The organism is Paenibacillus xylanexedens (assembly GCF_001908275.1).
GTDB classification, from domain to species: Bacteria; Bacillota; Bacilli; order Paenibacillales; family Paenibacillaceae; genus Paenibacillus; species Paenibacillus xylanexedens_A.
The window spans coordinates 6,190,919-6,212,615 of the sequence record NZ_CP018620.1 but is presented as its reverse complement, the minus strand read 5'-3'; the positions used below and the strand labels follow the sequence as shown (position 1 = coordinate 6,212,615).

22 protein-coding genes are annotated in these 21,697 nt (G+C 46.6%); 18 read left to right on the top strand and 4 right to left on the bottom strand.

The features are described 5' to 3' along the window. Window positions 1-38: 38 nt before the first annotated feature. Window positions 39-941, bottom strand: coding sequence for a DMT family transporter (locus BS614_RS27020; RefSeq protein ID WP_074096217.1), 903 nt, complete (start codon window positions 939-941; stop codon window positions 39-41). Next, window positions 938-1,681 carry an SDR family NAD(P)-dependent oxidoreductase gene (locus BS614_RS27015; protein ID WP_074096216.1) on the bottom strand — a complete coding sequence of 248 codons (744 nt, stop codon included), beginning with the start codon at window positions 1,679-1,681 and terminating at the stop codon, window positions 938-940. The genes BS614_RS27020 and BS614_RS27015 overlap by 4 nt, the downstream gene beginning before the upstream one ends. Window positions 1,682-1,817: 136 nt before the next feature. Here BS614_RS27015 and BS614_RS27010 point away from each other — a divergent pair, with 136 nt between their 5' ends. The 4 genes from BS614_RS27010 to crcB are packed head-to-tail and all read left to right on the top strand — an operon-like array spanning window position 1,818 to window position 4,849. Beyond that, window positions 1,818-2,708: a LysR family transcriptional regulator gene (locus tag BS614_RS27010; protein WP_074096215.1), complete on the top strand. Its 891-nt coding sequence runs from the start codon at window positions 1,818-1,820 to the stop codon at window positions 2,706-2,708. Between the two features lie 42 nt (window positions 2,709-2,750). Next, window positions 2,751-4,058, top strand: coding sequence for a replication-associated recombination protein A (locus tag BS614_RS27005; RefSeq protein ID WP_074096214.1), 1,308 nt, complete (start codon window positions 2,751-2,753; stop codon window positions 4,056-4,058). A gap of 33 nt (window positions 4,059-4,091) precedes the next feature. After that, entirely contained in the window at window positions 4,092-4,493 is a 402-nt protein-coding gene (locus tag BS614_RS27000) for a fluoride efflux transporter FluC (protein WP_074096213.1), read from the top strand. Then, entirely contained in the window at window positions 4,490-4,849 is a 360-nt protein-coding gene (crcB, locus tag BS614_RS26995; protein WP_074096212.1) for a fluoride efflux transporter CrcB, read from the top strand. The genes BS614_RS27000 and crcB overlap by 4 nt, the downstream gene beginning before the upstream one ends. Before the next feature lie 131 nt (window positions 4,850-4,980). Here crcB and mnmA read toward each other — a convergent pair whose 3' ends face one another. Continuing rightward, complete coding sequence (gene mnmA, locus BS614_RS26990) at window positions 4,981-6,105, bottom strand: tRNA 2-thiouridine(34) synthase MnmA (RefSeq protein ID WP_074096211.1); 1,125 nt, start codon at window positions 6,103-6,105, stop codon at window positions 4,981-4,983. A 321-nt stretch (window positions 6,106-6,426) separates the two neighbouring features. Here mnmA and cymR point away from each other — a divergent pair, with 321 nt between their 5' ends. Beyond that, complete coding sequence (gene cymR, locus BS614_RS26985) at window positions 6,427-6,846, top strand: cysteine metabolism transcriptional regulator CymR (RefSeq protein WP_017686811.1); 420 nt, start codon at window positions 6,427-6,429, stop codon at window positions 6,844-6,846. A gap of 177 nt (window positions 6,847-7,023) precedes the next feature. Here the strand turns inward: cymR and BS614_RS26980 are convergent, their stop codons facing one another. Continuing rightward, entirely contained in the window at window positions 7,024-7,440 is a 417-nt protein-coding gene (locus BS614_RS26980; RefSeq protein WP_074096210.1) for a hypothetical protein, read from the bottom strand. A gap of 133 nt (window positions 7,441-7,573) precedes the next feature. Between BS614_RS26980 and BS614_RS26975 the strand changes: the two genes are divergently transcribed. The 13 genes from BS614_RS26975 (at window position 7,574) to BS614_RS26915 (ending at window position 21,664) form a co-directional block, all read left to right on the top strand. Beyond that, window positions 7,574-8,725 (top strand): cysteine desulfurase family protein, encoded by a 1,152-nt coding sequence (locus BS614_RS26975; protein WP_074096209.1) that lies wholly within the window; start codon window positions 7,574-7,576, stop codon window positions 8,723-8,725. 164 nt (window positions 8,726-8,889) lie between these two features. Further along, window positions 8,890-9,411 carry a PRC-barrel domain-containing protein gene (locus tag BS614_RS26970; RefSeq protein ID WP_017686814.1) on the top strand — a complete coding sequence of 174 codons (522 nt, stop codon included), beginning with the start codon at window positions 8,890-8,892 and terminating at the stop codon, window positions 9,409-9,411. Between the two features lie 10 nt (window positions 9,412-9,421). Then, window positions 9,422-9,631, top strand: coding sequence for a hypothetical protein (locus BS614_RS26965; protein ID WP_017686815.1), 210 nt, complete (start codon window positions 9,422-9,424; stop codon window positions 9,629-9,631). Window positions 9,632-9,925: 294 nt separating this feature from the next. Beyond that, the gene (locus tag BS614_RS26960) at window positions 9,926-10,993 is read left to right on the top strand and encodes an AI-2E family transporter (protein ID WP_074096208.1); all 1,068 of its coding nucleotides are present in this window, start codon (window positions 9,926-9,928) and stop codon (window positions 10,991-10,993) included. A 435-nt stretch (window positions 10,994-11,428) separates the two neighbouring features. Continuing rightward, the gene (gene alaS / locus BS614_RS26955) at window positions 11,429-14,059 is read left to right on the top strand and encodes an alanine--tRNA ligase (protein WP_074096207.1); all 2,631 of its coding nucleotides are present in this window, start codon (window positions 11,429-11,431) and stop codon (window positions 14,057-14,059) included. Window positions 14,060-14,301: 242 nt separating this feature from the next. Beyond that, window positions 14,302-14,562: an IreB family regulatory phosphoprotein gene (locus BS614_RS26950; protein ID WP_036616950.1), complete on the top strand. Its 261-nt coding sequence runs from the start codon at window positions 14,302-14,304 to the stop codon at window positions 14,560-14,562. Window positions 14,563-14,690: 128 nt separating this feature from the next. Further along, a complete protein-coding gene (gene ruvX, locus BS614_RS26945) occupies window positions 14,691-15,107 on the top strand; it encodes a Holliday junction resolvase RuvX (protein WP_036616953.1) in 417 nt (138 codons plus the stop codon). Between the two features lie 12 nt (window positions 15,108-15,119). Then, window positions 15,120-15,419 (top strand): DUF1292 domain-containing protein, encoded by a 300-nt coding sequence (locus tag BS614_RS26940; RefSeq protein ID WP_017686820.1) that lies wholly within the window; start codon window positions 15,120-15,122, stop codon window positions 15,417-15,419. After that, on the top strand, window positions 15,420-15,734 hold the full coding sequence (locus BS614_RS26935) for a DUF1292 domain-containing protein (RefSeq protein ID WP_047844066.1): 315 nt from the start codon (window positions 15,420-15,422) through the stop codon (window positions 15,732-15,734). A 75-nt stretch (window positions 15,735-15,809) separates the two neighbouring features. Then, entirely contained in the window at window positions 15,810-16,850 is a 1,041-nt protein-coding gene (mltG, locus tag BS614_RS26930) for an endolytic transglycosylase MltG (protein WP_244898211.1), read from the top strand. 14 nt (window positions 16,851-16,864) lie between these two features. Continuing rightward, window positions 16,865-17,794: a peptidase U32 family protein gene (locus BS614_RS26925; protein WP_074096206.1), complete on the top strand. Its 930-nt coding sequence runs from the start codon at window positions 16,865-16,867 to the stop codon at window positions 17,792-17,794. Between the two features lie 17 nt (window positions 17,795-17,811). Then, entirely contained in the window at window positions 17,812-19,140 is a 1,329-nt protein-coding gene (locus BS614_RS26920; protein WP_074096205.1) for a peptidase U32 family protein, read from the top strand. Between the two features lie 235 nt (window positions 19,141-19,375). Next, on the top strand, window positions 19,376-21,664 hold the full coding sequence (locus BS614_RS26915; protein WP_425320264.1) for a methyl-accepting chemotaxis protein: 2,289 nt from the start codon (window positions 19,376-19,378) through the stop codon (window positions 21,662-21,664). Window positions 21,665-21,697: the final 33 nt, after the last annotated feature.

Below are 21,697 nucleotides of genomic sequence, written 5' to 3'. Positions count from 1 at the left end.
GCTTGATTTTCCAAGGAAGAACGATGAAGAAGTTCAAGTTATGTTACGCTATTTCTCATTCTGGATGAGCGACGGTTCACCAGGAATATGCCAACACCAATGAGTAAACCGCCTGCCAATGCAAACCACTGAACGTGCTCCCCCAGCAAAATCCAACTCGACATTACACCAAAGAACGGTGCCAGAAACAGATACGAACTGGTTTGGGCTGGGTCACTATTCTGAAGCAGATAAAACCAGAGTGAGAACTGAATGATGGAGCAAACAAGCGTTAACCAGAGCAGCGCCATAACCGAGGTGGTATTGACCATAAAGTGAGGCTGTTCAGTCCATACGCTCAGCAGAAGCAACGCAGCACCTCCAGCAAGCATCTGATAGGCTGTTAAGACAAAAGTATCATAGCCATTGCCCCAGCGTTTGATGAGCAATGTGGACACGGCAAAGGAGATCGCACCACCAAATCCAATCCAGGTTCCGGGGCTAAAGCTCATCTGCATTCCAAAAGTTAACATAATCCCGATGAAACCGAGTATAACACCGATCCACTGACTGAAACGGTAGGTCACTCTATATAAAAGAGCACTGAGGATAATGACCAGTAGCGGATTGGTAAACGTAATAATGGCGGATTCACCGGATGTAATCCAGTTCATGCTGTAGTAGGCGCAGCCCATCACTCCTGCGGATTGGAACAGGCCAATGAGGATTATTTTCAACCAAGACTGCCATCCAGTAGGCAACGGACGTTTACGAAGGAACAAGGCCATCAAGCCACCTGCCAGTATATAACGTATGCCCATGAGCAGGAAAGGTGGGGCATATAACATGCCGATCTTGCCAACTGGAAAAGAAGTGCCCATGATTAACGTTGTCAAAATGATCAATAGTGTATATTTCAATGGTTTGATGATCCGGGTATCTTTATCATGACTGGAGCTCATAACGTCTGTCCGCTATCTACAGTAATTAGTTGCCCGGTCATAGATTGCTGTTCCAGCGCAGCACAGATCATGTGTGCGATATCTTCAGGTGAGGCAATATGCTGTAATAACACTTCTCCGCCGAGACGATACATTCGCTCCTCGTTTCCAGCCCACCACCTTGTAGCAACTGCGCCAGGGACGACGGCATTCACCCGAATGTGTGGTGAGAGTGCGTGCGCAAGTGATAAGGTCAGCCCATGAACTGCCGCTTTGGAGACGGCGTAAGGGAGGCAGGAGCCCGAGCCCGTACTGCCTGCGATGCTGCCCAAATTCACGATAGAACCACCGCCAGCCTGTCTCATGCCTTCCGTCACTGCACGAGCGCAATGAAACATGCCTTTCACATTCACATCAACCAGCTCATTCCAGATGTCATCTGTAACAGACTCCAGATCGTGCATGGGGATATGACGCGTGATTCCGGCGTTATTTACAAGTGCAGTGATCGGGCCATAAGTTTCAGTTATTGTAGTGACCATCCGCCGGACATCAAGATCATTGGCAACATTAGCTTGAACAGCGAATGCCTGGCCTCCCGTATCCATAATGTGTTGAACAGTCTCTCTTGCTACATCTTGTGAGCGGGAATAGTTGACAGCGACCAAGGCTCCGCGTTCAGCGAGCAACTCACTTACAGCACGTCCTATACCTGTTCCACCACCTGTGATCAGAGCAACTCTATTTTTCCAGTATGTCATGCTGAACACTCCTTATCATCATCCAGTCAGCTGACTGGTTTGGGATCTACATGAATTGTAGTCCGGTTTACACATGAAGTATAATGATTGGTAATGAAGCGGATATCATTTTGAATGATGTCAGAGTGGGGGGACCATGGAAAGCGGGGATCTTAGAATATTTCAGTGTGTTGCACAGGAAGGGAATCTGACCAAAGCTGCTTCTAAACTGGGGTATGTTCAATCCAACGTAACGGCACGAATCCGGCATCTGGAAGCAGAAGTAGGTACAACGTTGTTCATTCGTCATAACCGAGGCATGACGTTATCTCCAGCCGGAGAAATGTTGCTGACCTATGCAGATAAAATTATTGGTTTGCTGAATGATGCTTCCAAGGCGCTTCGGGCAACGAGCACACCGTCGGGTCCAATGCGAATAGGGTCTACACAAACCGCAGCGGCCGTGCGACTACCTGAACTTTTCGTCAGATATTATAAACAGTATCCAGATGTCTCCTTGTCACTGGTTACTGGCAATTCGCAGATGCTTATGGATCAAGTGATTGGGTATGAATTGGAGGGAGCATTTATAGGCTGTCCCTGTGATCATCCTGATCTCGTTTCTATTCCCGTATTTGATGAGGAACTATTTGTTGTCTATTCTGGTATGGGTCCTACGGATGAAGATCTTAAGAGTAAACCCATTCTTGTCTACAGTATGGGGTGTTCCTATCGTCAGGTTTTGGAGGAATGGTTAGAGGTGGGTGGTGTTACCCGCCCAGTAATTATGGAATTCGGAACCCTTGAAGCGATTATTAGTGGAGTTACGTCCGGTATGGGAATTTCCTTATTACCAGAGATTGTGATTAGGCATCAGATCGAAAATGGATTATTGCGCACGCATACACTCCCCGTAGGTATGAATCGCATGATGACTCATTTTATTACTCGCAAGGATGCCTTTGTCAGCAGTGCACTTCATGCATTTATGGCTATGTTACCGCGAGAGTATGATATGATAGAGAGTGGAGAACCATCTGAAGTGTAATTGTACTCAAGGCAAGGCAATCCGTTAAGGAAGTGATGAGCAATGGATTTATTTTCGTTTCAACAGGACTCAAAACCACAAGCTAGATTGCTCGCGGACCGCTTGCGGCCAGAGCATCTGGATGAATATATTGGACAGGAACATATTATTGGACCGGGGAAATTACTCCGGCGCGCCATCGAGGCTGATCAGATTTCGTCCATCTTGTTATACGGCCCTCCGGGATGTGGCAAGACAACCTTGGCACATATTATTTCCCAGCAAACGCAAGGACAGTTCGTACGTCTGAATGCAGTGGAAGCTTCCGTCAAGGATGTGCGTGAAGTCATCGAACAGGCCCAAACGAACAAACAGCTGTATGGAACCAAAACCATTCTGTTCCTCGACGAGGTACATCGGTTTAACAGTTCACGTCAGGATGCGCTATTGCCAGCGGTAGAGAAGGGCACGATTATTTTTATCGGCGCGACAACAGAGAATCCCTTTCATTATGTCAATGGAGCCTTGATGAGTCGCTCCACCCTCTTCCAGCTGGAATCACTGAACAAGGAGCATTCGCTTATTGCGATGCGCAGAGCATTGAGTGATGCGGACAAAGGTCTGGGGTTCATGGAGCTACAGGCGGACGATGAGGCGCTTGAACATATTGCTACGATGGCCAACGGGGATATTCGGCGTGCGCTTAACGCGCTTGAACTGGCTGCGTTGACCACGCCACCGGAGAAGAATGGGTCCATTCATATTACGCTTAGTGTAGCTGAAGAGTCTATTCGACGCCCCATTGTGAAGGCAGATGAATCCACCCAGTATGATGTGCTGTCTGCATTTCACAAGAGTATTCGGGGTTCCAGTGATGCGGCGCTGTTCTGGTTTCTATACGCGGTGGAGAAGCTCGGCATGGACCCGATGACCTTTATTCGGCGCCTGATTGCAGCAAGCAGTGAAGACATTGGACTTGCGAACCCGCAAGCCATGACCCAGGCCATTGGAGCACTTGATGCGTACCGGAATAACGGCTGGCCCGAAGCCAAGCTGAACATTGCACAAGCGATTTTGTTTGCAGTAGAAAGTCCGAAATCCAATGCGGTGTATACCGCCATTTCCAAAGCCATGAACGCGATTGATGAGGTGAAATCGGCAGAAGTTCCGCTTCACTTGCGAGATACGCATTACTCGGGTGCCGTGAAGCTTGGACATGAGGGATATCAATATCCGCACAATTACCCTGGGCATTACGTGAAACAAGAATATTTGCCAAAGCAGCTCTCACGGAGAGTATTCTATGAGGCAACGGAGCAGGGTAACGAATCGAAGATCAGGCTGAACCAACAGCGGCGCAGAGATCTATAAGATCAGTCAGATCACTCGGGAGATGCACACAACATGAAAGAGCTTTTGTATATAGGGGCGGGTGGATTTCTCGGTACATTAACCCGATATGCCATACAGTTAGCGTTACCAACTGTCCATGTGGGCTTTCCTTGGGCGGTACTGTTAATCAATGCGATGGGTAGCCTTTTTTTGGGTTGGTTCTTTACCATAGCTGTTCCAGGCAAAATAACACCACAACTTCGACTGGCGATTGGCACAGGTTTTACTGGCGCATTTACGACATTCTCCACGTTTACACTGGATATTTTTCGTTTATCCGAAGGGGGCGAATGGATCAGTGCCGCTATTTATATGATCGTGAGTCTGTTGGCAGGATTGTTGCTCTGTGCGCTGGGAATGAGCCTTGGACATCGTATGTTGGGAGCACAAAGACAAGAGGGTGATGCCTCATGATCCTGTGGATTGGTTTTGCAGGTGTGCTGGGTGCGGTACTGCGTTACAGTCTGGGAAAATGGGTCTCTGGCTTGCTGGGAACGGCTTTTCCATGGGGAACATGGATCATCAACATCAGTGGTTCATTGTTGCTTGGGTTGTTATATGGGTGGCATGAATCTGCAATGATCTCAGATGGAATCTGGGTGATGTGGGGAACCGGATTTTGCGGTGCTTACACCACATTCTCCACCTTTGGCTATGAGACGTTAGGACTTATGGGTCGACAACGATATGCAAGCGCGGCGCTCTACGTCATCAGTTCGGTTGTAGTTGGGGTGTTGGCCTGCTTGGCAGGAGTCTGGTTGACTGCATAACGAACTATTTTTAATTTTCTTGCAAAAATAAGCAGGAAAAAAGCCATCCTTCATGGTATACATGAAAGACGGCTTTTTTAATAGGGATACACGGTATTGTGTATAATCTGCATTTTAATGGACAAGCTCTATTATTGCATTGCGGGTACAGGTACTTTTTGCACCTGATCGATCGTACCCCCACCCAGGCAGACCTCTCCGTCGTAGAAAACAACGGCTTGTCCTGGCGTAATGGCTTTTTGTTGCTGGTCAAATTGTACATCTACACTTCCATCTTCTTGCCAGGTCAATGTTACACCTTGATCCGGCTGACGATAGCGGAACTTGGCAGTACAACGGTATGGCACATTAGGCATGTGCTCTGCACCAGCAATCCAGTTCACACCCGTTGCGGTTAGACCTGTGGAGTATAGGCTTGCATGGGCATCGCCCTGAACAACAAGCAGTTGATTCTTCTCCAGGTTCTTGTCTGCAACAAACCAGGGTTCACCATTACCGGAACCGCCAATGCCAAGACCTTGGCGCTGTCCAAGTGTGTAGTACATCAGACCGTCATGACGGCCTTTGACTTCACCGGTTGCGATATCAACCATGTCTCCACCTTTGGCAGGCAGATAGTTACACAGGAACTCTTTGAAATTACGCTCACCGATGAAGCAGACACCTGTGCTGTCTTTTTTCTTGGCGGTATACAAACCAGCCGCTTCTGCGATTTTGCGTACTTCCGGTTTGGGCAGATGACCAATCGGGAACATGGCTTTGGACAGCTGGTTCTGATTGAGCGCGTTAAGGAAATAGGTCTGATCCTTATTGTTGTCCACACCACGAAGCAACTTGAGTGTGCCATCTTCTTCAATCAGGCGAGCATAGTGTCCTGTAGCTACATAATCTGCGCCGAGATCCAGAGCTTTGTTCAGGAATTCACCAAATTTGATCTCACGATTACACATGACATCCGGATTTGGCGTGCGGCCCAACTTATATTCATCAAGGAAATAGGTAAATACTTTATCAAAATACTCTTTCTCGAAGTTGACAGTGTAGTAAGGAATGCCGATCTGTTCACATACGCGGCGTACATCCTCTGAATCTTCTTCAGCGGTACAGTGGCCGAACTCGTCGGTGTCATCCCAGTTTTTCATGAAAATGCCGATGACATCGTACCCTTGCTCTTTCAGCAGCAGTGCGGTAACGGAAGAATCGACACCTCCGGACATGCCAACGACGACCCGTGTATTTTCAATTGTTTTGGACATCGTTATCACCATTTCTATATATAAATGTGTTTCGTTTCTTATTCTAGCATAACCGGACTCAAGATACGATACACCCGGCCAATTTTGGATAGTGTCCGCCACAGACGCACATTTTGGAATATCGTCAATCTTTCTTTTCCATAAAGCATGCAGATATGTTAACATTAGCTGAGGGTTATGATCGGAATACGGAGGATTAGAAGGTTTATGCTAATCTCAATGCATCTCCGCTGTGGACAGATCGTGAAACATACGGTCATGGACCATAGGATTAAATATAAAGTTTCCAATCGTTTCTGAAAATTGAAAGAGGTGACTCCTTTGAAAATATCGACAAAAGGCCGTTACGGCCTCACAATCATGATGGAGCTTGCTGCCAGAATAGGCGAAGGCCCTACATCACTTAAAAGCATTGCTGAGCGCAACCAGCTCTCGGAGCATTACTTGGAGCAACTGATTGCTCCACTACGTAATGCAGGACTGGTGAAAAGCATTAGAGGTGCTTACGGCGGTTATATCCTTGCGGGTGATCCTGCAACCGTAACTGCAGGCGATGTAATCCGTGTACTGGAAGGGCCAATCTCTCCAGTAGATTTCACAGAGGAAGATGATCCGGCGAAGCGTGATCTATGGTTGCGTATTCGTGACGGCATTGCGGAAGTGTTGGATTCCACAACACTGAAAGACCTGATTACCTTCCAGGATCAGGACAAAAAAGATAGCTACATGTTTTACATTTAAGATCATTAATTCGCATCACAGAAGACACAATAAAGCCCCCAACTTGGGGGCTTTAGACATGCCAATGGGTACTTTGTTCTTCAATTTCTACAGATTATTTTAATTGAGCAGGGCTATGTATTCAGCCGCGGAATTTACAAGATGGTCAAGTGTGAACTTAACTGGATCACTTGTAAATCAGCGACTTTTTAAGGTTTCTATATCGGCTTCCATGCGTAACTGACGGCGATTCAAAATATCAATGCTGTGCTGATGTGTATTCAATTCGGTAGTTACTTTGCGTTCAGAGGCGGAGTGGGAAGCGTCAAGACGTTTAGTAACGGTTAGTGTTTCCAGAACAGCTTGTTGAAGAAGCGGTATGTTTTTAGTTTGTTCCTCGATGGTATCCAATCTGCCATCTACCTTATTGAGCCTGTCGTCAATAACATTAAGTGTGCGATCAACAGTGTCGAGTCTGTTCTCTACGGCACCGAGCCTCTCTTCCATAACATCGAGTCGGTTGTCTATTTTTCCAAGATGTCCATCAATGTTGTCGAACCGCTTGTCCATTTGTTGAAGCTGATTCAGAATCTGACCGAGAATGGGATCACTCATGTCTCTCTCTCCTTTTTGAAATGGATATTAGAACATTATACACGAAGATGTGACAATAGAGCATCCGTTTCAGTTTCCAATTTTGACAGTTTGCCATCAGATAGAAATTTAACATATAACGGAGTGAAGATAAATGAAACGAATTTATTTGGATCACGCCGCATCGACACCTATGCATCCACAAGTCGCAGAAGCGATGATGAACGTCATGACAGGACAATTTGGCAATGCATCAAGTATCCATGCCTTTGGGCGTGAAGCCAAACGGACTGTCAGCGGAGCAAGGGATGTCATTGCGGCGTCTTTGGGCTGTTTCCCGGACGAATTGGTATTCACCGGAGGTGGCACGGAGAGCGACAATCTGGCAATCTTTGGAGCAGTCTCATCCAGGCAGGATAAGGGGAAACACGTCATTACGACCGCAATAGAGCACCATGCTGTCTTGCATACGTGTCAGGAATTGGAGCGGCAAGGTTATGAAGTAACCTATCTATCTGTTGATCATTATGGACGAATAAATCTGGATGAGTTGCGAGAGGCTATTCGACCGGATACGGTGTTGATTACCATGATGTATGCCAACAATGAAGTAGGCACAATTCAGCCGATCTGTGAGGTGGGTGAGCTTGCACGTCAGCATAATATCCTTTTCCATACCGATGCAGTTCAGGCTCTGGGCAGCCAGAATATTTCCTGTAAGGAACTGCCTGTGGATCTGATCAGCTTCTCAGCGCATAAAATCAATGGACCTCAGGGCGTAGGTGCACTCTATGTACGACGAGGAATTGTGCTGGAAGCAAGAGCTCACGGTGGATTGCAAGAGCGTCAGCGTCGTGCTGGTACGGAAAATATCGCAGGTATTACCGGATTTGCAGAGGCGCTCAAGATTGCATCAGCACAGACGGAGGCGCATCGTCAGCATGATTTGGAATTGCGTAAACTTTTGTTGGAACAGCTTGAAATTCATGTGGGAACGGAGCACTTTCACGTGAATGGACACCTGGAGCATACGCTGCCAAACATCCTGAATATCAGCTTTCCGGAAGTGTCCACAGAAACGATGTTAATGAATCTGGATATGGAAGGGATTGCTGTTGCAAGCGGTTCTGCCTGCACTTCCGGTTCACTTGAAGTCTCTCATGTGCTCAAAGCGATGAAATTGCCTGAAACATTTTTACACTCTGCGATTCGATTTAGCTGGGGATTGGGTAATACTACGGAAGAAATCATGATAACCGCCGAAAAAATTGGAACCATTCTTGGACGACTGCGTAATAGACCCTAAGGGGAACTTTACACATGGAACAGAAGGAGGGAAGAAGTTCCATTTCATCGGTTGGATAGAAGCGGTTTTGATGATCGGCGTCTGATTGCCACTCATCAACTTTGGGCATACCTAGCAATAGCGCCGCGCCTATTTAATGATAAGAAGATGAGGGGGACCCAGCGATGAAGCTTCAGGAAATGATCGGACTTGCCGTTTTTGATGTTGAGGACGGGAAGCAGGTCGGTAAAATCCAGGATTTCATTGTGAATGATGATTGGGAGATCGAAGGCATTGAGCTTGAGAACAAAGGTCTGTTTACCAATCATGTCAAAATCGTGCAGTGGCAAGATATCGTTGCCTACGGCGAAGATGCCGTCATGATCCGTAATCAACAGGCTGTCCGCAAGACGGGAGCCGACGACATAAAATACACGTACCTCCTCGGTCGGTCTAAATTGAAGGAGATGTCCGTGCTCACCGAAGAAGGTTTGCTGCTTGGGCGTGTCTCCGATGTTTATTTTGACCAAGAGTTGGGAAATACAATAATAGGGATTGAAATTACGGACGGTTTTGTGTCCGATCTGATCGAGGGCCGCAAATGGCTGCCATGTACAAGCGATATGTCCATCGGGGAAAGTGCCATTATGGTGCCGTCTCTGAGTGAACAACGCTTGGAAAATGCCATTCATTCTGTTAATGGATAGGTGAATGAATATGAAATGTCCAAACTGTAGTTCCAAAGATATCGGGAAAATTGGTTCCCACCAGTTTTATTGCTGGGGATGCTTTATCGAATTAACGGTGAACGGTGAGAAAATGTCTGTATATCAGGTGGAAGAAGATGGTACGCTGAGCTCCCTGGATGATCTGTTTTTCGGGGACGAGCTGCCACAAGACTTCCCTCATCTTCACGCTTCTTCTTAATAAGCAGAATAACTTCCTCTATATGCGGTTTCATGACAATGTCTGTCATGGGAGGCTGTCGTTAATTGTTGGCAGATGTATATAGATGCGGTTACATAGTGGTTCGGCTGGTGTATGGTTGATTATATGCTAACCCGTACTGCAAAATGCGCTTCCTTCTCTGATGAAGGAGGCGTTTTTTGGTTTGAGGAAAAAATGTTCGGATTGCTCCTTTCCACTTCTGCGATGTGTTAATAAATATTACCTTTCCTACATATACTGACTCTCAGAGCCAGTCCAAAAGGAGAGATGCAAGTGGAGCAATTAACCAAAAACAAGCTGTTCCGTTACGCGATCTGGCTGCTGCTCGGATTGATCATTTTATATTTTATCTGGCTGCTGCGGCCTTTACTGCTTCACATATATGCGTTCCTGAAAACAGTGCTGGCACCCTTTATCGTAGCCCTTATCATATCCTATGTACTTAATCCGATTGTCAGCATGCTGGGAGGGCGCAAGGTGCCGCGTACAATTGCGGTACTACTCATTTATGCCTTTTTCCTTACCTGCCTCGGTGTCATTCTGATGAATGTCATTCCGGTTTTGATTGAACAGCTGGGGGAACTCAACGAGCATATGCCGGAACTGTCCATGCGTGCCCAGAGCCTGATGAACAATATGGATCACAAATTAATGCCGCCAAGTGTGCGAACAGGCATGAACAGCTGGTTTTTTCAGATGGAGGATCGACTAACTCAGGGAATTGCTGTGCTCATGGACAATATCGGGGCGACCATTAATGTGTTATTCAATGTGTTTATCGTGCCATTTCTGATCTTTTATATGTTAAAAGACTTTGAGGTGTTTGAACGCACCATTGTGGCGTATCTTCCTCGTTCACGTCGGAAAGCGATTGTCTCGGTAATGAAAGAGATCGATACTGCACTGGGGAACTATATTCGGGGACAGTTTATTGTCTGTGTCATTGTTGGTATCTTTGCCTACATTGGTTATATCATCATTGATATGCCGTATGCCCTGCTGCTTGCAAGCATTGTAGCTGTGTTTAACATTGTGCCCTACTTGGGGCCGTTCCTCGGAGCTGCTCCTGCTGTGGTCATGGCATCAACCGTATCGTTTAAAATGGTACTACTTGTTGTCATTGTGAACACACTGTGCCAGGTGTTGGAGAGTAACGTTATTTCTCCTCAGGTGGTGGGACGTACGTTGCATCTGCATCCACTGTCGATTATATTTGCACTGCTCGTCGGAGGTGAATTGGCAGGCATTGTAGGTTTAATTCTGGCAGTACCCGTTTTTGCCGTGCTGAAGGTGATTGTGCAACACTTTTTCGCCTATTACATCAAACGAAGGACCGACTAATTATCAGGGGGAAAACATCAAAGAGGTCGCGTTGACACCCGCTTGTGCTATCGATATAATGAGTGTGTATGTTGAGAACATGAAATCGATGATGAAATAAAGTACGCCGAGGGTTCCTTTCCTCAGAGAATAGACTTCATCGGATCAGGGTGAGCCTGAACTGATGGCTGGAAGAGTCTTGAAAGATGAAGCGGCGGAAAGCTAATTTCGGAGTGCAGGACAACCCTGCCGGGAGCGACCGTTATTTCGCATGAACGAGGAGATTGTTTGTTTGTCCGGGCAGCAAGGGATGAACAGCAATAACCAGGGTGGTACCGCGATAACATCGTCCCTGATTATTCAGGGGCGTTTTTTGTGTTTATTTTTACAAAAACAATGTTGACCAACCGGAGCGAATACGCAACGGACTATTATAATTTAATGGGGGCATCCAGTATGAAAGCCAGTGAAATCCGGTCCAAATGGATAGAGTTTTTTGCAAGTAAAGGTCACAAAATCGAGCCGAGCGCATCGCTCGTACCTCACAACGATCCTTCTCTTTTGTGGATCAATGCAGGTATGGCACCGCTCAAACCATATTTTGACGGACGTGAGAAGCCGGAGAACCCGCGTCTAGCGAACTCCCAAAAATGTATCCGTACCAATGATATCGAGAATGTTGGTAAAACGCGTCGTCACCATACGTTCTTCGAAATGCTTGGCAACTTCTCTATTGGAGATTACTTCAAGGAGGAGACCGTAACATGGGCTTGGGAATTCTTGACCAGCAAAGAGTGGATCGGATTCGATCCGGAACGTCTTTCCGTAACGGTATATCCGGAAGATGAAGAAGCTTTCAAACTGTGGAACGAAAAAGTAGGACTGCCTGCTGAGCGTATCATTAAATTGGATGAAAACTTTTGGGATATCGGCGAAGGCCCATGTGGTCCTTGTACCGAGATCTTCTATGACCGCGGCGAAGCTTATGGTAACGACATGAGTGATCCTGAAATGTATCCAGGTGGGGAAAACGAACGTTATCTGGAAGTATGGAATCTGGTATTCTCCCAGTTCAACCATAACAAAGATGGTAGCTACACACCGCTTCCTAACAAAAATATTGATACAGGTGCAGGTTTGGAGCGTTTTGCTTCCATTCTGCAAAATGTGGATTCCAACTTCGACACAGACCTGTTCCAACCGATGATTCAAAGAACAGCCGCTCTTGCGGGTGTGAAATATAACGACAGCGTAGAGATTGATGTTGCACTGAAAGTCATTGCCGATCATATCCGTACGGTTGCTTTTGCAGTAGGTGATGGCGTTCTGCCAAGTAATGAAGGACGTGGATATGTCATCCGTCGCTTGCTTCGCCGTGCAGTTCGTTATGGAAAAGTGCTTGGGCTTGACCGTCCATTCCTGTATGAATTGACAACAACCGTTGGTGAAGTGATGGGCATGTACTACCCTGAGGTAGTAGACAAACAGGAGTTCATCGCCAAAGTAATCAAAACCGAGGAAGAGCGTTTCCACGAAACACTCACAGATGGTCTGGCTATTCTGGCTGATATCAGCGGCACAGCCAAATCCGAAGGACGCACCGTTATTAGCGGACCTGAAGCTTTCAAACTGTATGATACGTACGGTTTCCCGTTTGACCTGACAGAAGATTATGCCGCAGAGCATGGTCTGACTGTGGACCGTGAAGGTTTTGATGCTTCCATGCAGAAACAACGTGAGCTTGGACGTGCTGGGCGCCAAGAGAACGAGAGCATGAAAGTTCAAGGCGGACCACTTGCTGATCTGGAGGTTAAAAGCGAGTTTGTTGGTTATACTGACCTGTTGACGGAAGCAAAAGTGGTAGCCATCGTAGCTGGTGATGCCCTTGTTGAATCTGTAGGCGAAGGACAGACGTGTCAGGTTGTTCTGGACAAGACTCCGTTCTACGCGGAAAGTGGCGGCCAAGTGAGTGATCAGGGCTTGTTGCGAGGTGCTGGTGTATCAGCGAAAGTACAAGGTTTGTTCAAAGCTCCACTTGGACAACATGTACATCTGGTGACTGTGGAGTCTGGTGAACTGCGTGTAGGCGATGTGATCAATGCCGAAGTGGACTCAGCGAAACGTGGCGACATTATCAAAAACCATACGGCTACCCACTTGCTGCACAAGGCACTCAAAGATGTGCTCGGAACTCACGTAAACCAGGCGGGGTCGCTCGTAGAGCCACAGCGTCTGCGGTTTGACTTCTCTCACTTCGGTAGTATTACGCCGGAAGAGTTGACAGAAATTGAGCGTCAGGTGAACGAACAGATCTGGAATCGTCTGAACGTGAACATTGAGCTGAAGGCTATTGATGAAGCCAAAGAAATGGGTGCGATGGCCCTGTTTGGCGAAAAATATGGAGATATTGTGCGTGTCGTTCAAGTTGGAGACTACAGTTTGGAACTTTGTGGCGGCTGTCACGTAAATAATACTTCAGAGATTGGAATCTTCAAACTGGTGAGCGAGAGCGGAATCGGCTCCGGCGTTCGTCGGATCGAAGCTGTAACTGGCCGTGGCGCATATCTGTATGTGGAAAGCCAGTTGGAACTGCTTAAACAATCAGCAGCACTGCTCAAAGCAAATGTGGCTGATGTACCTAAACGGATTGAAGGTCTGAACCAACAACTGAAAGAAGCAGCCAGAGAGACTGAATCCCTGCAAAGCAAGCTGAGTGCCATGGAAGCGGGTCAATTGACCGATCAAGTGGTACAAGCAGGAAATACACAATTGCTGGCAGCACGCGTAGATGCTCCGAACATGGATGCGCTGCGTACAGTGGCAGATGAGTTGAAAGTAAAATTGCCTAACGCGGTACTCGTATTGGGTGCTCCAGCGGACGGCAAAGTGAATTTTGTTGTAGCAGTACCTGCTGAACAAGTGAAACAAGGATTACACGCAGGCAAAATCGTCAAAGAAGTCGCAGCAGTTTGCGGCGGCGGTGGCGGTGGACGTCCAGATATGGCGCAAGCCGGAGGTAAGGATGCGACCAAGCTGGATGAAGCGCTGAAACTGGCAGTTTCGCTGGTTAGCGGGCATAATGCATAAATCCATTGAACGGCTTTCAATCGTCAAAAAATAAATCGAAATGGTTTTGTTCGTTTATTTTTTGTACCCGAGAGCGTGTGGAATCGAATGATGCAATATGCTGAAGCCAGTAAAGGACAAGCAAAAAACACAATTGCCTTATCCTTTGTTTACTTGTGGCAGTCAGAATATGTTATTATATAAACAGAAATCAATTCGGCAGGACATGGTCCCCATGTTCATGCAGGAGCGAGGTGTCATCAATGGACTCCATGGATAAGACGGTTAAATTTAATGTGAAAGGTGACGAACAGGAAGCATCATCCAAAGAGATTCTTCTCACGGTATATGATGCATTGGTCGATAAGGAGTATAATCCGATCAACCAGATTGTTGGGTATCTGATTTCCGGAGACCCGGCATACATTCCTCGTCACAACAACGCACGTAGTCTGGTCCGTAAAAAGGAGCGCGATGAGCTGATTGAAGAGCTTGTACGTTCCTATCTGGCCAATCACCGGTAATGTACGCCGCTTCCGCTGTGTTGCAGCCTTGCAGGCAGCGGGAAATGAACCGACAGAAGACAGCCTGAAGCTTGAGAAGGCGATTATTTGTAATCGACCTGAGCAGGCCCCAGGATGGGAGAGCATGGATGAAAATATTAGGTTTGGACTATGGGGACCGAAGAATCGGAGTTGCCGCGAGTGACGCCTTCGGTTGGACTGCCCAGGGATTGGAAGTGCTAGAACGCCGCCGTGATGAAGGCGAGTTCGCTCGGATTGCCGAACTTGTGCGTGAGCATGAGATTAGTGAGATCGTAGTCGGACTTCCCAAAAACATGAACGGCACCGTAGGACCGCGCGGTGAGATATGCATTGCTTTTGCCGATCGCCTGCGGGATGAACTGAATTTACCTGTTCACCTTTGGGATGAACGGCTGACAACCATGGCAGCAGAACGTACGCTGATCGAAGCGGATGTCAGTCGGAAAAAACGCAAGCAGGTTGTGGACAAAATGGCCGCAAGCTTGATTTTGCAAAATTATTTGGATGCCAATAGTAGAAGGTGAGGGGGATCAACAATGGCTGAAGATCAACTGGGTATGGAAGAAGAAGCGGAAATTATTTACATTGCGGATGACGAGGGTAATGAAGAGGAATTTGAAGTCATCATGAAGTTTGAAGTAGATGGTTCGGAGGCCAAGTACATGATGGTTGCTCCGGTTGAACCTGAAGATGGCGAAACGGATGTATATGCATTCCGTTATGAAGAAGAGGGCGACGATATTAAACTTTTCGTCATCCAAGATGATGCCGAATGGGATATCGTCGAGGAGACGTTTAATACATTTCTTGCTGAAGATGAAGAGGAAGCGAACTAAATGACGGAATATAGCCGCAAAGACCTGAAATGGACAGATTCACTGCGTCTGGCATTCGGTGCTCATGTTGAGCTCGAAGAAGAGAACGGTAAATCACAACCGTATGACTTGTTGGCTGAGTTCGAAGTGAACGGTCAGCAGTACGCGGTGCTCCGCAGTTCGTTGCGACCTTATGACGAGGTTGAACTTCTGCGGGTATCACCTGGAAGTGAAGACCAGATCATGCCAGAGTTAGTTACGATCGACGATGATGATGAGTGGGAGAACATCTCGGAGCTTTATGATGAATGTACTCTCCCCATTGACGAAGATTAATCAGCTTCAAATTGAAGAAACCGGGAGGGCGGAGAAGTCCGCTCTTTTTGGTTGTGTAAAGGAGTTGTTTCTTTTTTGAAAGGGAAAGCAATAGTAGTCATACTGCTTATCATTGTAGTTCTTGCCGGAGGCGCAGGCGGTTACGTATGGAGTATGATGCGTCCTGTGGAAGCTTCTACAGAACCGGTCGTATTCGAGATTAAGAGCGGATCGGGAACTTCGAAAATCGCGGATCAGCTTCAAGAAGAAGGCCTCATTCGAAGCGGGCTAACCTTTAAAGGGTATTTAAAGTGGAAGAAACTAGGTTCTAATTTCATGGCGGGTACATATTCTATGAATCCTGGCGTGACATATGATGAGATTGTTAACAAGCTGAGTAGTGGCGAAGTTGTACCGGAAGAAATGGTGAAATTTACGATTCCGGAGGGTTATAACGTTCTGCAAATGGCGGGTAAGCTTTCTTATGAGCATGTTGTAGATCGGGATGAATTCATCAAGCTGGCCAATGATCCTTCGGCCTTTGATGTAGATATCATCAAAGATATTCCAGTGGATGAAGAACTTCGCTACGTATTGGAAGGGTATCTGTTCCCGGAGACGTATGAGCTGAAAAAGGGAAGTTCCACGCATGATGTGATGCAACGGATGCTGGAAGAATTCCAGACCAAGATTAATTCCATTCCTGATTTGGAAGCCAAGCTCCAGGAAAAGAACCTTTCCCTGCATGAACTGCTGACGATCGCGTCACTCGTGGAGAAAGAAGTTGTAGTGGACGAGGAACGTGCTCTGGTTGCAGGTGTAATCTACAACCGGATCAATCAGGATATGAAGCTGGAGATTGATGCTACCGTGCAATATCTGCTCGACAGACCGAAGGAACGATTGTTTTTCAAGGATCTAAAGGTGAAAAGTCCCTATAATACGTATCTGAACAAGGGCTTGCCACCAGGTCCAATTGCCAGTCCAAGTCTTCCGTCCATTGAGGCAGCGCTAAATCCGGAAGCTTCGGAGTATCTGTTCTATGTGACAAAAAAGGATGGCTCGTCTGGACATCTATTTGCCAAAACGTATAAGGAACACCAGCAAAATATAGCCAAAAGTAAGGCTGCGCAATAAGCGGAGGGGATTATATGAGTAAGAAACATGAACTGCTCGTTACAGCAGCGAATGTGAAAGAGGCAGAAGTGCTTCTCCAGGCTGGAGCAGATGCTCTGGTCATTGGAGATGATCGATTCGGCATGCGTCTTTCAGGCAGCTTTAGCGTGGAAGAGACAGCAGAGGTGGTTGCCATTGCAGCCAAACATCAGGCGCGTGTGTATGTATCCATGACTAATCTGATGTCCAACGAACTGTTGAAAGAATTGCCTGAATATGTTCAAGCACTTGGCAGAATCGGTATTGATGGTGTGGAGTTTAATGACCCATCCGTGCTGGCCACCATGAAGGAATACGCGCCACATGTGAAGTTGCACTGGAATGCGGAGATGACTTCAACGAACTATGCGACGGCCAACTATTGGGGAACCAAGGGAGCTAGTCGTGTTGTGCTTGCCCGTGAGTTGAATATGGACGAGTTGACGGAAATGGTCCCTTTTCTGAAAGTGGAAGCTCAGGTTCAGGTGCATGGTATGACGAATATTTATCATTCCAAGCGCAGTCTGGTGCAAAGTTATATGGCTCATCAAGGGCGGCCGGTTGAGGGAGATCTGGGCAAAGAACGGGGATTGTTCCTGATCGAGGCTGAACGCCGGGATGAGAAATTCCCGATCTATGAGGACATTAACGGCACACACATTATGAGCTCTGAGGATATATGTATCCTCGAAGATCTTCATCTGTTGATGGAGGCGGGTGTGCACAGTTTCAAAATTGAAGGTATGTTAAAATCACTCACCTACAATGAAGCTGTTGTACGTGCATATCGGACAGCGATTGACAGTTATGTAGCCGATGCTGATGCATATGCTTTCTCTGAAGAGTGGCTCGCTGAGGTGCGCAAGTTACAGGACCCTGAACGTGAATTGTCGTTTGGATTTTTCTATAAAGAACAAGTGTATTAATAGACGAGGTGAACAGAATGGAAACAGTGGCGGTACAGCGGAAGTTTTCGGGTAAACGTAACCGTCTGGACAAACCGGAGCTGCTAGCTCCGGCGGGTAATCTGGAAAAACTGAAATTTGCGATCCATTACGGTGCAGATGCCGTATATATCGGTGGACAAGCCTATGGACTGCGTTCCAACGCGGATAACTTCAGCTTTGAAGAGATGCGTGAAGGTGTGGAGTTTGCCAAAAAGTATGGAGCCAAGGTGTTCGTAGCGACAAACATCTATGCACATAATGAGGATGTTGAGGGTATCGAAACGTATCTGCAAAACCTCTATAATGCGGGAATCTCTGCGATCATCGTAGCCGATCCGGCTATTATTGAAGTAGCGCTTCGTACTGTGCCAGGCCTTGAGGTACATCTAAGTACTCAACAATCCACACTCAACTGGCAAGCCGTGAAGTTCTGGAAAGATGAAGGACTTCCACGTGTTGTTCTCGGACGTGAGACCAGCTTTGAAGAGATTGAAGAGATCAAGGCCAATGTGGATATCGAAATTGAAGCCTTTATTCATGGGGCGATGTGTTCGTCGTATTCCGGACGTTGTGTGCTCTCGAACCATTTTACGGATCGGGACTCCAACCGGGGCGGCTGTTGCCAGTCTTGTCGCTGGAAGTATGATCTGTTCGAGGATGCGAGAGAAGATACGGTGTGGGTCAGCGAAGAGGACATGCAGACGAAGGCACCTGCACCATTCAAACTGGGTGAGAACCAGCTTCCCCTGTTCGAGGAACAGGATAATTCATTCTCCATGGGATCTAAGGATCTGTGCATGATTGGCCATATTCCCGAGTTGATTGATGTGGGTGTGGACAGTTTCAAGATCGAAGGACGTATGAAATCGATCCACTACGTGGCAACTGTGGTTAACGTCTACCGTCAAGCTATTGATTCCTATATGGCAGACCCGGAAAATTATGTTCTGAAACCTGAATGGGTTGAAGAAATGAACAAAGCGGCGAATCGCCCGCTGAATACCGGATTTTTCTATGATACACCAGACCATGAAGATCATATCTATGAACCGGAAGAAAAGGCCGTACCTTTTGACTTCGCTGGATTGGTTATGGGGTATGATGCTGAAACAGGAATGGCAACCATTCAACAGCGCAATCACTTCAAACCAGGACAGGAAATCGAATTTTTCGGTCCGGGAGGTCACTTTTTCAAACAGGTGGTCGGCGAAATACAGGATGAAGAAGGCAATGTTCTGGATGCTGCTCGTCACCCGTTGCAACTGATTAAAATGAAGGTAGATCAACCGGTTTCGTACTTCGATATGATGAGAAAAAAGAAGTAGGCTCAAATACCTACATTGTGCCAATATTGTATTATGATTTAACAAAATAGTGTTATGAAGTTAGCATGTAGGACCTCCGTTTATCGGCATATGGGGGTCTTTTTTTTATAGAAAAATAGGAATAAAGTTGTAAAATATTTCTGGGAAATGAAAGGGGAACGAAGAAAGCTGTCGAATACTACATATTTATAGGGGAGAGAAAGAAAAATCTAACAAGTAAATAACTGGCAGGTGAATGGGAATGGTTCAAAAGAAGCAGAAAGACAGTGGGGAGCAAGTGACAAAAGTCGAGCAGGTTAATCCTGAGAAGGTTCAGAAAGTGAAGAAAGAAAAAGTAGGTAAAAGTAAAATTACAGGGAATGGGATAAAATTACTTAAGTTTGACCGTAGTAAATTGAAGCTGGGCTGGATCAAGACCGATTGGGTAAAAAAACAATTAGAAAACCGGGATTGGAAAAACCTTGGAGGGTCTTCTTTCCAACAGATTAAGAAGGCAAATCCGGTTAAATCCGTAGGGGTTAAACTGTTTTTGATCTTTTTTGCGGGAATTATGATTTTTGTAGTGAGTTTAGGTCTATTATCCTATTCGAAGGCCAAAGGTACGATAGAGAAAAATGCCTCGCGTGCCAATCAGGAGACAATTGATCAGACCAAACAAAAAATGGACATTATTTTGGAGAGATTTGTGGATACATCCACACAGATTTTCTTTGATCCGGAAATGCAGTCCTTGCTACAAAAAATGTCAGATACGAATTTGACTGCGTATGATACATTCGTGAACTCAAGTTCAATCAACAAGCAACTGTCCAATGTTGCATTTACAAATAAATCTATGGAAGCGATTTATTTGGTACCTACGGACGATACAAAGTCCATTATGGGTACCGGCAGCAACAGTTCATCCATGGGCAGCATTCGCCAGGAAGCATGGTACAGTGAGTTAATTGAGGCGGGCGGTTATCGCTGGCTTCCAACAGAGGTCAAAGAAGATGGCTCAACGCCAACGTTTAAAATTGCACGTTCAATGAAAAACCTGCAAGGAACGACCCAGTCGTATGTTCTGGTTATTGAACTGAAACTGGAAGTTCTGGAGGAACAATTGAAATCGCTTGATTTGGGTTCAGGAGCTGTTCTTCAACTGATTGCTCCCGATAATAAAGTGGTTGCATCCTCCATCTCGGATCGTACGGGACAAGATACAGAGCTTGCATTTGTCAAAGAGTTGACCGAACCAGCAGGTAGCACGAATACGGAGTATACGGTAGATGGCAAATCTACGGAAATGCTGGCTGTATACAGTACGATGGATACATCCAATTGGAAACTGGTTGGTATGATACCTACCTCTGTTTTGGTTCAGGATGCAAAGGGCATTCTGACCCTGACCCTGTGGATGGCGCTGATTGATGCGGGGATTGCAGTATTGATCGGGATCTGGATGGTGCGTATGATCGCTCGTCCACTCGGCAAATTGAAAGACCTGATGCAGGAAGGTGCGAAAGGTAATCTTAAAGTTCGTACACCATATAGCTCCCAGGATGAAATCGGTCAGCTCTCATCCGCCTTCAATCTGATGATGGAGCAGATTACTAAGCTGGTTGAACAAACCAATCGTTCTGCGCAGGAAGTATTGGATACGGCCTCTGAGCTGAGCAGTGCATCCAAGAAAACGGCTGTGTCTGCTTCGGAGATTGCCGTAGCTACAGAAGAGATCGCAGGCGGTGCAGGCAGTTTGGCAACTGAAGCGGAACGTGGCAATGAATTAACTGACAATATCTCTCGTCAGATGCAGAGTGTAATCGCTGCTAATGAACAGATGGGTGATTCTGCTCGTCATGTAGAGAAGTCCAGTCAGACAGGAACACAACATCTGAATCAGTTGATGACCAAAACACAGAAGACAGAAGAAATGATTGGTGCACTGGTGAATAAGGTTGATTCGCTGAAAGAGAGTACGTCTTCTGTTCTGAAAGTGCTTGAAGTGCTGCAAAACATAACGAAACAGACAAATATCCTTTCCCTGAATGCAACCATTGAAGCAGCACGTGCCGGTGCAGCCGGACGCGGATTCATGGTGGTGGCTGATGAGGTGCGTCAGCTCGCGGCTCAATCCAGACAATCCATTGAGATGGTTGGAGAGATTACAGACAAAATCATGACTGAAATGAATGAGACCGTGGATGCTTTGTCGGCAGCTTATCCGTTATTCAAGGAACAGATGGATGCGGTTAAAGACACCAACGTCATCTTTGCTTCCGTACAGGAACAGATGGGTGCCTTTGTGGAACGTCTGGGCATGGTGACAGGTTCTATTGGAGATTTGAACAAATCTCAAGGTACGTTGTCTGAAGCCATGAGCAATGTCAGCGCTGTAGCTGAAGAATCTTCTGCAACGTCCCAAGAAGTAGCTTCCTTGAGCAGTGAACAGCAAAATATCAGTAACCAGCTGGTTAATCTGTCTGGCAAACTGGAGAATGTGTCTACTGAACTGAAAGAAACTTTGTCACGCTTTACGGTGTAACAAGCCAGGGTTGAAATGAGGAGAATCTGTCCC